At 68.6% G+C, this 13,594-nt stretch carries 11 protein-coding genes and 1 tRNA gene; 5 read left to right on the top strand and 7 right to left on the bottom strand.

Annotated features, from left to right (window positions below; translation table 11 throughout):
* Positions 1-25 precede the first annotated feature (25 nt).
* The 5 genes from FBX97_RS05500 to FBX97_RS05480 all read right to left on the bottom strand — a co-directional run bounded on the left by FBX97_RS05500 (position 26) and on the right by FBX97_RS05480 (position 5,122).
* On the bottom strand, positions 26-583 hold the full coding sequence (locus tag FBX97_RS05500) for a thymidine kinase (RefSeq protein ID WP_141829337.1): 558 nt from the start codon (positions 581-583) through the stop codon (positions 26-28).
* Between the two features lie 46 nt (positions 584-629).
* Entirely contained in the window at positions 630-2,894 is a 2,265-nt protein-coding gene (locus FBX97_RS05495) for a penicillin acylase family protein (RefSeq protein WP_255517308.1), read from the bottom strand.
* 46 nt (positions 2,895-2,940) lie between these two features.
* Positions 2,941-3,738, bottom strand: a complete 798-nt coding sequence (locus tag FBX97_RS05490; protein WP_141829336.1) for a hypothetical protein — start codon at positions 3,736-3,738, stop codon at positions 2,941-2,943.
* Positions 3,739-3,828: 90 nt separating this feature from the next.
* Positions 3,829-3,913 (bottom strand) — tRNA-Leu (locus FBX97_RS05485).
* Between the two features lie 51 nt (positions 3,914-3,964).
* Positions 3,965-5,122, bottom strand: coding sequence for a diguanylate cyclase (locus FBX97_RS05480; protein ID WP_141829334.1), 1,158 nt, complete (start codon positions 5,120-5,122; stop codon positions 3,965-3,967).
* 265 nt (positions 5,123-5,387) lie between these two features.
* Here FBX97_RS05480 and FBX97_RS05475 point away from each other — a divergent pair, with 265 nt between their 5' ends.
* Both FBX97_RS05475 and FBX97_RS05470 read left to right on the top strand, forming a co-directional pair.
* Entirely contained in the window at positions 5,388-6,059 is a 672-nt protein-coding gene (locus FBX97_RS05475; RefSeq protein ID WP_141829332.1) for an SOS response-associated peptidase, read from the top strand.
* 206 nt (positions 6,060-6,265) lie between these two features.
* Complete coding sequence (locus FBX97_RS05470) at positions 6,266-6,637, top strand: DUF1566 domain-containing protein (RefSeq protein ID WP_141829330.1); 372 nt, start codon at positions 6,266-6,268, stop codon at positions 6,635-6,637.
* Positions 6,638-6,726: 89 nt separating this feature from the next.
* Here the strand turns inward: FBX97_RS05470 and FBX97_RS05465 are convergent, their stop codons facing one another.
* Both FBX97_RS05465 and FBX97_RS05460 read right to left on the bottom strand, forming a co-directional pair.
* The gene (locus FBX97_RS05465) at positions 6,727-8,211 is read right to left on the bottom strand and encodes a M20/M25/M40 family metallo-hydrolase (RefSeq protein WP_141829328.1); all 1,485 of its coding nucleotides are present in this window, start codon (positions 8,209-8,211) and stop codon (positions 6,727-6,729) included.
* A 97-nt stretch (positions 8,212-8,308) separates the two neighbouring features.
* Entirely contained in the window at positions 8,309-9,445 is a 1,137-nt protein-coding gene (locus FBX97_RS05460; RefSeq protein WP_141829326.1) for a metallophosphoesterase, read from the bottom strand.
* Positions 9,446-9,681: 236 nt separating this feature from the next.
* Here FBX97_RS05460 and FBX97_RS05455 point away from each other — a divergent pair, with 236 nt between their 5' ends.
* The 3 genes from FBX97_RS05455 to FBX97_RS05445 all read left to right on the top strand — a co-directional run bounded on the left by FBX97_RS05455 (position 9,682) and on the right by FBX97_RS05445 (position 13,592).
* Positions 9,682-10,152 carry a glycine zipper domain-containing protein gene (locus FBX97_RS05455; protein ID WP_141829324.1) on the top strand — a complete coding sequence of 157 codons (471 nt, stop codon included), beginning with the start codon at positions 9,682-9,684 and terminating at the stop codon, positions 10,150-10,152.
* Positions 10,153-10,275: 123 nt separating this feature from the next.
* A complete protein-coding gene (locus FBX97_RS05450; protein WP_141829323.1) occupies positions 10,276-11,262 on the top strand; it encodes a protein kinase in 987 nt (328 codons plus the stop codon).
* On the top strand, positions 11,259-13,592 hold the full coding sequence (locus tag FBX97_RS05445) for an FtsW/RodA/SpoVE family cell cycle protein (RefSeq protein ID WP_141829321.1): 2,334 nt from the start codon (positions 11,259-11,261) through the stop codon (positions 13,590-13,592). Before FBX97_RS05450 ends, FBX97_RS05445 begins: the two co-directional genes overlap by 4 nt.
* Positions 13,593-13,594: the final 2 nt, after the last annotated feature.

Genomic DNA, 13,594 nt, shown 5'->3' with positions numbered 1-13,594 from the left:
TCGGGTCAGCGCAGCCGGATGCGGCTCAGTGGCCGCCGGTGTAGAAGCAGCGTCCGCAGGCCTGGCGGTAGCTTTCGTTGCCGCCGATGCTGACCTGCTCGCCCTCGCGGATGCGGTGGCCCTCGGCGTCGACGCGGATGTTCATGGTCGCCTTCTTGCCGCAGGTGCAGATGTTCTTGATTTCCTCGATGTCGTCGGCCAGCGCCAGCAGGTAGGCCGAGCCGGGGAACGGGTCGCCGCGGAAATCGCTGCGCAGACCGTAGCAGATCACCGGCACGCCGCGCACCTGGGCCAGCTGGTGCAGCTGCACCACCTGCTCCTTGCTGAGGAACTGGGCTTCGTCGACCAGCACGCACGCCACCGCCGGGGCCGAGGCCAGGAAGTCGGTGCGGCCGTCGAACACGTCGACCTCGCGCTGCGGGCCGAGGCGCGAGGTGATCTGGCCGACCCCGTAGCGGTTGTCGATGGCGGCGGTGTACAGCTTGACCTTCTGGCCCTGCTCTTCGTAGTTGTGCGCCACCTGCAGCAGCGAGGTGGATTTGCCGGCGTTCATCGCCGAGTACCTGAAATAGAGTTTCGCCATCCTAAAATTATAGCAAGCGGGGCATGCCCCGCGCCAGCCGCCAACCCTACTCCCCAGGGTGGTATTTCCGCTCCAGCTGCTTCTCGATGTCCTCTTTATAGAACAGCACATCCTTGAACTCGCCGCGGCTGTACATCGCGGCCTGGTCGGCGAAGTGCGGCGACTTCGGATCGGCGCTCTCGCCGCCGGCCAGGATGCTTTTCGCGCGCACGCGCGGACCGAATTCCACCGCCGCCACGAAGCTGTTGCCGCGGTCGCCGTAGATGCGCTTGGTGGTCTGCTTGGCGGTCATGCCGAACGAGGCCAGCGAACCCCAGTTGGCCGAGGTGAAGCCGACCGGGAAGCTTGGCTTGCTGTCGTCGTAGCCGGCGTCGACGGCGCCGCTGAGGCGCTGGAAGCGGTTGATCTCGCCCCATGGCGTCTGCCAGCTGCCGAAGTCGGCCTGCAGCTTGTCGCTGGCGCGCGCCAGCGCTGCCAGCCGTTCCTCGGCCGTCAAGCGGCCCTGCACGAAGTCGACCACCGGCATGGCGGCGGCACGCGCACGCGGGGCGGCGTTCTTGACCATGTCCTGGCCCCAGTACACGGCCAGCGAGGTCGGCACCGACCCGGTCGACCAGCGCAGGTCCCAGCCGCGCAGCGCCGCCACCTGCCCGGCCAGCGCAGCCTTGCGCGGATCGCTGTCCGGCAGCGCGTCCCAATCCGTGACCAGCGCGGGCACCAGCGGCTCGAAGGCGGTCAGGTAAGGATCGTAGGCGCGCGCGATCAAGCCGTCCAGCGTGAGATTGGCGGCGTCGTGCAGCACGCGCTCGGCGTGGATGCCGCGCGCATTCTGCGGCAGCGACCATATGTAGGCCGGATAGTCGGCGCACTTCGGGCTGCTGGCGCCGAAGCCGGTGCACGGCCAGTTGTTGGTGTTCGAGATGTAGCCGCTCTTCGGATTGAAGACAGTGATGGTCTCCTTGATGTCGTGCAGGCCTTTCCAGTCGGTGGCCGGGTCGCTGCCGTCGACCGGCTTGGTCCAGTCGAAGCGCGGGTCGCGGCGCGGGATGAAGTTGCCGTGGAAGTAGGCGATATTGCCGTCGGCGTCGGCATACACCGTGTTGTTGGACGAGTTGGTCCTGAGTTCCATCACTTTATGGAAGGCGGCGTAGTCGCGCGCCTTGGTGCGGCCGTAGGACTGCATCAGGGCGTGCATCGGATCGTCCATCATCTTCACGCTGACCCACTTGCCATTTTCCGCACGGATCACCGGGCCGTGCTGCGTGAAGTAGGCGGTGACGCTGCGGCTGGCCATGCCATTGGCGGTCTTGTACGGCAGGACGATGCGTTTGCTGCGCACCGGCAGTTCCTCGCTGCCGTGCCTGTAGAAGAAGCTGCCTTCCTTCCCGCTCACCGTTTCCAGGTACTCGTCGATGACGTCGCCGCCACCGGAGGTGTGCATCCAGCCAAGGCGCTCGTTGAAGCCCTGGTAGATGAAGAACTGGCCCCAGGTCACGGCGCCGTAGGCGTTCAGGCCCTCCTCGCTGACCATGTGGACTTCTGGCCGGAAGTAGAACGAGGTGTGCGGATTGATCATCAAGAGCGCGTGCTTGCCGGCGGTCAGGCGCGGCGCGATCGCGAAGCCGTTGGAGCCCTTCGGCTCTTCGTCGAAGCCCTTGTCGGCGCCGTTGCCGAGCATGGCCAGCGCCACCTTCTCCACCTTGGGCGCCGCCTGCGGCGGGCTGCCGTAGAAAGCGGCCAGTGCCTTCAGGTCGATCGATTCGATGTCGCCGCCGATGCTGCCCTCGCTGAAGGTCAGCGCCATCCACGGCTCGAAGCGGGTGATCAGCTTCGGCTTCACCTGCGGATGGGTCACCAGGTACCAGTTCATGCCGTCGGCAAAGGCATCCATCAGCTTTTTCAGCCACGCCGGGCTGGCCGCGTACTTGGCCTGCATGTCGGCCGGGTCGATGTACAGCTTCATGCGCAGGTCGCGCCAGATTTCCCCCTCCCCTTCGACTTCGGCCAGACGTCCCATCGCGTTGATGTAATTCAGCTCGACGCGGTTGAAATCGTCCTCGGCCTGGGCGAACACCATGCCGAACACCGCATCGGCGTCGCTCTTGCCGAACACGTGGGGGATGCCCCACTTGTCGCGCAGGATGCTGACGCGGGCGGCGCCCGCCTTCATGCGCGCCAGCTCGGCGCCGCTGAACGTCGCGGTCACTGGTGCGGCTACGGCGCGCTCGGGCGCTGCTTGTGCGGGTGCGAAGGCGGCCAGCGTGGCAAGGCCGAGGACGGTGGTGGCGACAAGGCGCGGAAGCGGATTCAAGGATTCTCCTGTCAGGGGATGCTCGGGTGGATGCTCGGGTGAACGTTCAGGTGGCGCCGAGGTGGGTCAGCTTCGACTTCAGCACCTCGTTCTCGTTCAGCAGGGTCGCCATGCGGTCCTTCAGCTCGCGGATCTCGGCGCGCAGCGCCTTGACCTGGTCTTCGGGCGCCAGCGTGTCGATTTCCTTCTTGGGACGGGTACTGGTCTTCTGCTCGCGCACCTGGCGTGCCGCCTGCTGCAATTCCTTCTTGCCGCCGGCCACGGCCGCCACCTGGGCGTCGGCCGGCAGCGAGGCGACGTTGGCGGCGGCGCTCACCGAAATCGTCCCGCTGCGCACGGCGTCGACCAGTTCCGGCGCCGCGGTCTTGCGGATACGTTCGATCTGGCTCAGGGTGCTGGCCGAGACGCGCGCCGCCTTGGCGACGTCTTCGCGCGTGCTCCACGGCGGATCGATCGACTCGTCGGCGCCCGCCTCTTCCGGCGCCTGCTCGGGCGGCGCTTCCGCCGCGCGCTGGGCCGCGCGCGCCGCCACGATCTCCTTCTTGCGCAGCGCCAGCATGCCGCGCTGGAAGTCGGACACGCTGCGGCGCGCCAGGTTATTGTCGATCACCCACAGCATCACGTCTTCGAGGGTGGCGAAATTGTTGTTGTGGACGGTGCGGAACGGGATGCCGTGCTTCTGGCAGATGTCGTAGCGGTTGTGGCCGTCGATCAGCACGTCGCGCCACAGCACCAGGGCGTCGCGGCAGCCTTCGGCCTGCAGGCTGCGTTCCAGCGCCGCGTATTCCACCGGCGTCAGGGGATCGATGAAAGAGCGGAGTTCTTCGTTGATGATGATGTTCAATGTCGTTCCTTGCAAAGCAGCATAGCGTCGCTGCGCATGCTACACCAATGCAAGGATGCAACCAAGATGGTTGCCGACGGAGGAAGGAGATGGTACGGCCAGCCGGAATCGAACCGGCACGCCTCTCGGCGGCAGATTTTAAGTCTGCTGCGGCTACCAGTTTCGCCATGGCCGCGTACCGGCCCGGATTGTACTACGTGTGGCAAGCACAGTGTTAGTAGTTGAACTATTGACCGAATGCCAGCGCTGGCGCCGGCGCCGCTTCGCACACCCGGTTGCGTCCGCCCGCCTTGGCCGCGTACAGGGCGGCATCGGCGCGCTCGAGCAGTGCCGACAGCGATTCGTTCGCCCCCAGGCTGGCCACACCGATGCTGACCGTGTAGCGCAGGGCGCCGGCGGACTGGTCGAGCGCCGCGCAGAGGCGCCCGGCCACCAGGCGCGCCGTGTCGGGTCCGGTGTCCGGCAGCAGTACCGCGAATTCCTCGCCGCCCAGGCGCGCGCAGGCATCCAGGTTGCGGATCGCCGCTTCGGTGCGCAGCACGATGTCGGCCAGCACCCCGTCGCCGGCAGCGTGGCCGTGGGTGTCGTTGATGGCCTTGAAGTGGTCGACGTCGAACACCAGCACCGACAGCGGACTTCCGCTCCTGCACGTACGTTCGTGCTCGCGCTCGGCCAGGGAAAAGAAGGCGCGGCGCGACCAGGCGCCGGTCAGGTGGTCGTGCTCGGCGGCCCAGGTGGTGCGACGGATGACGGCGTCGTTGGCCATCATCACGGCGCCCAGCGTCAGCGCCGGCAGCGCCAGCGTGCCGAGCGTGAAGAAGGCCAGGTTCAGGGGCGAGTGGTCGAAGATCGTCGCCGCGCTGTCGTGCATGCCCGTGTAGATCAGCGTGCGGGCGGCGTGGATCGCCATCAGCAGCAGCGCCACGCCGGCACTGAAACGCTGCGGGTAGGTCGCACCGGCGAAGCGGGCACGCCCGGCCAGGCAGAACAGGATGAGGGCGTACACCACGCCATGGCTGGCCGAGGTCAGGGCGATGCGCAGGGCGGCGCTGTCGCTCAGGTGATGGACCAGCGCCAGCAAGGAGATGGAGAGGCCGACGCCGGCACACAGCCGGCGTGCCGGCACCGGGCGCCCCAGGTGCTGCAGGAAGCCGGCGTACATCATGGCCGGCGCACTCAGGAACAGCAGGTTGGCGCCTTCGATCGACAGCAGGTCGGGCAGCACGCCGCGTCCCATGAACAGCAGCAGCGCGGCGATCGCCAGGCCGTTTGCCTGCGACCACGCGCGCACGCCGGCGACGCCGTGGCGCGCCAGCGAGCGCAAGACCAGCAGCATGACTGCGGACAGCGTGATGGTGATGAAGAAGAGACTCGAGACGCTCACTGCCGGACCAGAAAGGGAGACGGAACCAACCCGGTCGACGTCGGGCGCCGGGGGGTGCTCGGGACTGGCATGCCGCTTATTGGATTATGGAAAAATTTCGATCCATATAGTAACAAAGAAACATGCGCGACTGAGAGTCGCGGCGATAATTACAACGATTTGTGTCTTGCCGGGCTCGGCCCGGTGAAGTTGTGTTGCATTCTGCCCCGGCATGCGATGGCGCTAACGGACGCGCTGCGTCGGCCATCTGCTGTACCATCGGAGCATGTGTGGACGATTTGATCAAAGCCAGACGGCGCGCCATTACGCCAATTTAATGGGTTGGACCGACGCCGTCTTCGACAGCGAGTCGGCGCCGACCACGAACGCGGCGCCCGGCACCTACCGCCCTGTATTCCATATGCAGGATGGGGAGCATCGCGTCGACGACGTGTTCTGGAGCTACCGCGCCAAGTGGGCCGAAGGCAAGGTGCCCATCGCCATCAATGCACGTTTCGAAAAGCTGGCCAACCGCTACTGGTCGCGCCTGCTCAAGAACGGACGCGGCATCGTGCCGGCCGAGGGGTGGTACGAGTGGACCGGAGAAAAAGGCCACAAGCAACCCTGGCATATCCACCGCAAGGACCACGGCCCGCTGTTCCTGCTGGCGCTGGCCAATTTCGGGCCGTTCGTCGAAAACCGCGCCGAAGCCGGCTTCGTGCTGGTGACGGACGACGCCTCCGGCGGCATGCTCGACATCCACGACCGCCGCCCGGTGGTGCTGGAAGCCGACGACGCCAGGCTGTGGCTCGACCCCGGCCTGTCGCCGCAGCAGGCGATCGAACTGGCGCGCCAGTCGGCGGTGCCGGCCGACGCCTTCGAATGGCACAAGGTCAGCACCGCGGTCAACCGCGCGGGGGCCGACGGGCCGCAGATCACCCTCCCCCTCGACGACTGAGTCTTTCTACTACTTTCTTATCAGCATCAAAAAGCTTTCCATAAGGCAATGGCATGATGCCTCACAGCCATGCAGGACGCCTTGTTGGAGAATTTCGCACCAGCTATAGCGCATTCCGTTATGAGCTATGTCGAGTCTTGCTTCGCAACCAAGCGCAGCGATCACGGTCGAACAGGACTGCTAGAAATCACTTAACGGAGTGCGCCATGGGCGATTACTTGAGAATCCAGGAAATGCTGAAGGAAGGCGAGTCGTATGCAGGCCTCATCCTTGGCAAGAACGGCGATGCCGACTACCACCTGATCCTGCTGCCGGAAGAAGCATCCGACGTCAGCTGGCCGGCTGCGCGCGAGTGGGCGCTCGAGCGGGAGGGCGAGCTGCCGACGCGGCGCGAGCTGTCGCTGCTGTTCGCCAACCAGCGCGAAGGCTTCGACCGCGTTTGGTACTGGTCGAGCGAACAGCACGACACGCGTCCGCAACTGGTCTGGGGCCAGAATTTCGCAAGCGGCATCCAGACCGTGTATGGCCGCCCGTTCCGCGGCCATGCGCGTGCGATCCGGCGCATCGACGGCGGCTGAGGCCGCGGCTGGTGGCGGCTGGCTGCAGCAGGCCGGCCGGTGCCGCATCTGACAACGCGGGCGGCGTGTGCCGCCCGCGCGGACCCGGCTTACTTGGCGTTGGCGGCCGCCTGTGCCCTGGCGCTGGTCGCCCCGTTCCCTTGCGCCACGTTCGAGCGGCCGATTGGCTCGTCCATGTTCGCCAGGAACCAGGCCGTGGTGGCCATCACCGCGGCGTGGCGGCGCAGGTTTTCCGGATTCACCTTGTCGAAGGTGTCGGCCGTGGTGTGGTGGTAATTAAAATAGTCCGACGAATCGATCCAGGGTTCGAAGCTCGGCACACCCGACACTTCCAGCGCCGCCAGGTCACCGGAAGCGATCACGTCTTCGCGGCGGAAGGCGCCGGCACCCATCGGATACAGCGCGGCCTGCAGCGGTGCAAACAGCTTGGCTGACGCGATACTGACGCCGGCGCGCAGGCCGAACGGACGGCCCGAACCGTTGTCGTCCTCGTAGGCAGCGAAGTGCTTTTCGGCGCTCGATTTATAAGCGTCGTTGTAGCCGCGTCCACCGCGTCCGCCGTTTTCCTCGTTCATCCAGGCGACCACCCGGATGGTGCGGCGCGGACGGTAGTCGAGCTTGCGCAGGGTATCGATCACGCCCATGGCGCTCACCACGCCCGAGCCGTCGTCGTTGGCGCCGGTTGCCAGGTCCCAGGAATCGAGGTGGCCGGACACCAGCACGATCTCGTCGGCTTTATCGGTGCCGGTCCAGTCGGCGATCACGTTGAAGCTGTCGGCGTCCGGCAGGGTCTGCGGGGTCAGGGTCAGGTGCAGGGTGACCGGCCCGCGCTTGGCCAGGCGTGCCAGCAGCATCGAATCTTCGATGGTGATGGCGGCAGCCGGGATGCGCGCATTCTCCGGCAGATTGGTCGCGCCGGTGTGGACGATGCGATAGGCCGCGCCGCCGACGGCGCGCACCAGTGCAGCGGAGGCGCCCATCTCGGCCGCCATGCGCGGTCCGGCGCCACGGAAGGCCACGGCTTGCCCGTAGGCGGTACCGGCCAGGCCGCGGTCGGCCATGTTCTGGTCGAAAGGCACGTCGAACAGCACGATGCGGCCCTTCACCTCGCCGGCACGCGCCTTGAGTTCCTCGAAGCTGCGCACCACGATCACCTCGGCCTTGATGCCGGCCGCCGGCGTGGCACCCGAACCGCCCAGCGCGGTCAGCACGACGCGCTGGGTGACGCCGTTCGGCCGGCCCTTGTAGTCGACGATGGTACCGGTCTCGACACCGCGCACCCAATGCGGCACCTTGACCGGCTGCAGCGTCACCTTGGCGCCCAGCTTGCGCAGTTCGTCGGCGACCTGGGTCACCGCCGCCGCCGCGCCGGCGGAGCCGGACAGGCGCGGACCGACCAGGTCGGTCAGGTCTTCCAGGCGCTGGTAGGGGTACTCGTTCTGCAGCGCCGTGTCGCGCACCTTGGCCAGTGCGGCCGGGTCGGCGCCCGGCGCTGCGGCCTGGGCGCTATTCAGGGAAGCGGCGACCAGCGCGGCGACGAGGGTCAGGACGGGGAAACGGCTGCTGCGAATCATGCGTGAATCCTTCGGTCAGGGCGAAAACGTCCACGATAGCGCATTCACGCAGTTTTTGCAGGGAAAGATTAGTATAAATACATGTTAGGACGGCCAGTTACGCCGGCACCAGGCGTACCAGCGTGATCTCCGACGGCGCCCCGAAACGCTTCGGCGGTCCCCAATAGCCGGTACCACGGCTGGTATAGACCCACAACGAGCGCACCCGGTTCAGGCCGGCGACAAAAGGCTGCTGCAGCGGCACGAACAGATTCCATGGGAAGAACTGGCCACCGTGGGTGTGGCCGGACAATTGCAGGTCGAAGCCGGCCTCGGCGGCGGCGGGCGCGCTGCGCGGCTGGTGCGCCAGCAAAATCTTCACGGCGACGTCGCCCGGCGCCCCCGCGATGGCCTGCCGCGGGTCGCTCTTGTGCGCCGGATTGAACAGCTGGGCCGTGTAGTCGGTGACGCCGGCGATCATCAGGCTGGCGTCGCCGCGGCGGCGGATCACGTGCTCGTTCATCAGCACGCGCAGGCCGAGGCGGCGCACTTCGGCGATCCACTGCTCGGCGCCGGAGTAGTATTCGTGGTTGCCGGTGACGAAAAAGGTGCCGTCGGGCGCCGACAGCCGGCCCAGCGGTTCGGTGTGCATGGCCAGCCGCTGCACGCTGCCGTCGACCAGGTCGCCGGTGACGGCGATCGCATCCGCCTTCAGCCCGTTGACCTTGTTGACGATCGCGTTCAGGTAGGGCCGCTTGATGGTCGGGCCGACGTGGATGTCCGAGATCTGCGCGATCGAATAGCCGTCCAGTGCCGGCGGCAGGCCCGCGATCGGCACCTCGACCCGCACCACGCGTGCGACGCGGCGCGCGTTGACGAAGCCGATCGCCGTCACCAGCAGCGCCACCAGCGGCACCGCCACCGCGCTGTCGCGCGTAAACGCCGGGCCGCCGGCCTTGAACAGCGCGAGCACCAGCAGCACCACGTCGCGCAGCAGGGTCAACACGAACAGCGAGGAAAACAGGCCCATGGCCAGCAGGCCGGCCCAGGACAGCTGTTCGGACCAGCGGCTGCGGCGCAGGTTCGGCGCCCCCAGGCCGATGCGTACCAGCACGGCCGACAGCGCCAGCAGCAGTGCGCCGAGCACGATGCCGGGCAGGCCGATCCCCATGCCCGGCAACAGGCGTACGCCGATGTACAGGTGCAGCAGGGCCAGGATGGCGAGAAGGGAAAGCGATGAGCGTTGGCGGGCCATGGGGATAACGATCCGTGCAAATGTCACATTAGATGGGGCGGCCTGGCGCCCGCACAAGGCCGGATCGCCGCAGCGATACGCTGATCAACGCAGATAAACGCAGATGTTACGGCCTCGGAAGCAACTGTAATAATGTGTATTAACCCGTGGCAGCACTGTTTGCCAGGTCTATAGTTTCAACCATGCCTGGCGTCGTCGTGATCATATCGATCCCCGTTGAGGCTCAAGGAACTACCATGTTGAACAAAAAATGCTTTGGTGCGGTGCTCCTGGCCGCGACCGCCGTGTCGACGGCAGCCGTGTCGTCCACGGCATTTGCGCAAGACCGCGGTGCGAACACTGCCATCGGTGCGCTGGCCGGCGCCGCGATCGGCGGCAGTGCAGGCGGCCGTGACGGTGCCCTGGTCGGCGCCGCGATCGGCGCCGTGGTCGGCAACTCGGTGCGTACCAACGACGATTATTACTACCGCAACCGCGGCTACGCATCGTCGGGTTACTACGCTTCGAACAACTATTACGCACCGGCACCAGTGTATGCCGCACCGGCCCCGGTCTACGTCGAATCGCGTCCCTATTATTACGATTCGCGCCCGGTGTATGTCGAATCGCGCCCGGTCTACTATGACCGCGGCTACTACGGCCGGGGCTACGACCGCGGTCATTACGACCGTGGCCACCATGGCGGCGGCTGGGGTCACCACCGCTGATCCAACCGGCATCGTCCGCACGAGAACCGCGCCCCGGCGCGGTTTTTTTTCGTCCCTGCACCACCGACCCGGCTTTCCGCGTCCCCCGGCTAGATCGATGCGATCGCCACCGAAGGGAGAACCATGCATCAGGCCGGAGACATCATCACACTGACAGCGAGTGCCTGGCGCCTGCGCGCGCCGCTGTCCGCGTCCAGCTATGGCGTGCTGTGGCAGGCCGAGTCCGTTCCCGGCGGCGTGACGGCGGCGCTCAAGCTGGTGAATACCGAACAGATGGCGCTGGCCCTGCCGCCGCAGCGCGCCTGCTGGACCCGCAGCGCCGGCGCCGAACTTGCCTTCCTGCGCGCCTTGCAGCCCTGGGACCGGCGCCACATCGTCGGCCTGCTCGACAGCGGCACCCACCTCGGCCAGCCGGCGCTGGCGCTGGAACTGCTAGACGGCGACCTGGCGCGCCACCTTGAGGCGGTGCAAGCACGCGGCGATACGATTCCGCCGGCCCAGGCGCTCGACTGGATTGCGCAGGTCAACGCTGCCCTGGCCAGGATGCACCAGTACGGCTGGCGCCACCTCGACCTGAAGCCCTCGAACCTGCTGCTGGCCGACGGCGGCACCACCCTCAAGCTGGCCGATTTCGGCACCGGCCGCGCGCTGGCCGACCGCGCGCCCCACCCCTACACCGGCACCGCCGCCTGGCAGGCGCCGGAACAGTTTTTTGCCGGCGACGACGGCGCCTACCGCACCGACGCCCGCGCCGATTATTTCGCCCTCGGCGCCCTGCTGTACCGCCTGGTGACGGGCAGAGCGCTGCGCTATGCCGGCGCCTGCGCCGACGCCTACCGCACCCATGGCACGGCCGGCGCGGCCCGCCTGCGCGCGCAGCACGGCGGCGCCCTGCCCCCGACCCTGCATCCGGACGAGGCGGCGCTGTTTGCCAGCCGCGCGCAGCAGGCCGGTGGCGCCCACGATACGGCTTGCGCGCCATTAACGATGCTGCTGCGCGCCCTGCTGGCGCCGCGTCCCGAAGACCGGCCGCGCCACGCGCTCGAGATCAGCCGCCTGCTGGCCCGTGCCGGCCACCCACCCGCACCCGCCCTGCGGAGCGCGGCATGAAGGCCTGGCGTCCGCTCGCCGCGCTGGCCCTGGCCGGCCTGTGCGCGCTGCAGTTGCTGGCCCTGTTGCGTACACCCGTGGCCTGGATGCCGTCCAGGGTCACGCTGACGCTGGCACGCGGCGCCGCGCTGGAACTGGACAGCGCCATGCTCGGCGCGGCGCGCGGCAGCGCACCGCAACTGCGCCTGCGCCGCGACCTCGATGGCGCCTGGTGGCTGGCACGCAGCGGCGCCGGCAGCGGCTTTCTCGCGCTCGAGCGCGACGGCGTGCAGCGCCGCAGCGGCAGCGCCCTGCTGGCCGCCGGCCAGCGCTTCCAGCTCGGCGCCGCCGCATTTACCATCGATGCGCTCGACGGCAGGGGCGCCACCTTCAGCAGCCAGGGCACCCGCTGGCACTACGACGGCGCCATGCTGCTGCGCGACGGCGCGCTGCAGGCGAGCTGTCCGGACGCCCGTCTCGGCACCCGCGTCGCGGCGGCCTGGAACCGCATCGTGCCGGCGCCGCTGACGCTGGCGCGTCCGCTGGTCTTCGGCGGCAACCTCGATTGCGGGAACCGCATCGCCGTCGCCGGCCTGGCCGCACCGGCGGCGACCATTGCACGCGCACGCGACGGCCTGGTACTGGCCGCCGGCGCCGACACGCTGGCGCCGCTGCTGCTGGCCGAGCGCGACGCCGCCACGCCGCCGGCGCCGCTGGCGGGCCGCGAGCAGCGCCTCGATGATGCCGCCGCCCTGGTCACCGGCCGCACCCGCCTGCTGGTCGAGCGCAACGGCGACCTGCTGCACCTGCAGCCGGCCAGCCACGTCGCCCTCTACGGCGACACGCAAGTGCGCCTGGCGCCCGGCGTCGGCTGGGAATGGACGCGGCGCGGGCTGTGGCAACTGCCCGAGCGGGCCGGGGTGCCGGCCGCGATCGCTGCCGCGGCGCTGCTGGGTACCGCCGCGCTGCTGTGCGCCGGCCGGCGCCGGCATCGCCTGCGTGACCTGGTGCCGGCGCTGACCGGCGCCGCCCTGGCCGGCTGCGGCCTCGGCCTGCTGTGGCTGCAGCGCAGTACGGGCGGCCCGGGCACCCTGCCCGGCGCCGGCATCTCGCTGCTGGTCGCGTGGGGCGCGCTGTGGCTGGCGCTGTGGGCGCCGCGGCGGCTGCCGCTGGCGCTGGGCGCCGGCGTGCTGCTGCTGGCGGTCGGCCTGCTGGCCCAGCTGGAGCTCGGCCTGGGCGCGCCCGAATCGTCCTGGCTGCGCTACTTTCAAAAGACTGCCGCCGCGCTGGCGCTTGGCGTCGGCGGCGGTGCCATGCTGCTGGCGCTGCGCCCGCCCCGGCACGGCGCGCCGCTGCCGCAGGCGCGCATCGAAGCGCTGCTGGTGCTGCTGGCCGGCGCCGCACTGGCCGCGCTGCTGGTGCAGGTCGTGTTCGGCGACGAGACCGGCGTGTTCGACCTGCAGCCGGTGGAATTCGCCAAGCTGGCGCTGGCGGCGCTGAGCGCGCACTGCCTGGCGCTGGCCGCGGGCGCGCAGCCGGCGCCGGGCAGCCTGTGGATGCGCAGCCTGCGCCTGGCGACGCCGGCGCTGCTGTTCATGGCCTTGCTGGGCGTGGCGCTGGTGCAGGTCGACGATTATTCGCCGCTGGTGCTGCTCGGCGTCTGGGGCGGCGCGATGGCGCTGGCGCATGCGCTGGCCACGCGCCAGCGCCTTGCCGCCGTGCTGCTGGTGGCCGGCGCCGGGGGCGCGGTGCTGGCGGTGGCCGCCCTGCGCGGCGCCGGCCCGGGCGAGATCGCGCAGTGGAACTTCTATGCCGACCGCTTCCTGGTCTGGCTCGACCCGGGCACCCATCCGCACACCGGCCAGCAGCTGCTGCTGGGCGCGCGCGCCGTCGCCGAAGGCGGCTGGCGCGGCGCCGACCACCTGTTCGGGCTGGCCGCGCTGGGCCAGGATGCCGGTCCGGCGCGCCACATCCCGGCGGTGCAGGACGACTTCGCCCCCTCGTTCTTCCTGAACCGCCACGGCCTGGCCGCGGCGCTCGGCCTGTGGCTGCTGCAGGCCGCCTTCGTCGGCGGATTGCTGGCCGTGGCGCTGCGCTGCTGGCAGGCGCAGGCCGGCACGCGCGACTTCCGCCGCGCCTGGCTGGCACGCTTCCGCTGCTTCCTGCTGTGCGGCGGCGCCGCCTTCGTGTCCGGCCACCTGCTGCTGTCCTGGGGCACCAACCTGGCGATCTTCCCGGTGATGGGCCAGCCGATGAGCTTTCTGTCGGCCGGCGGCTCGCACCTGCTGTTTTTCATCTGCCCCCTGCTAGCGTTGACCGCAGCCAGTGCCCAATCTTTGGAGGAAACCTGATC

It is taken from the genome of Herbaspirillum sp. SJZ107 (assembly GCF_006715485.1).
In the GTDB taxonomy this organism is placed as follows: Bacteria; Pseudomonadota; Gammaproteobacteria; order Burkholderiales; family Burkholderiaceae_D; genus Telluria.
Note: the sequence above shows the minus strand (reverse complement) of the source record. Positions and strands in the feature narration are given on the sequence as shown.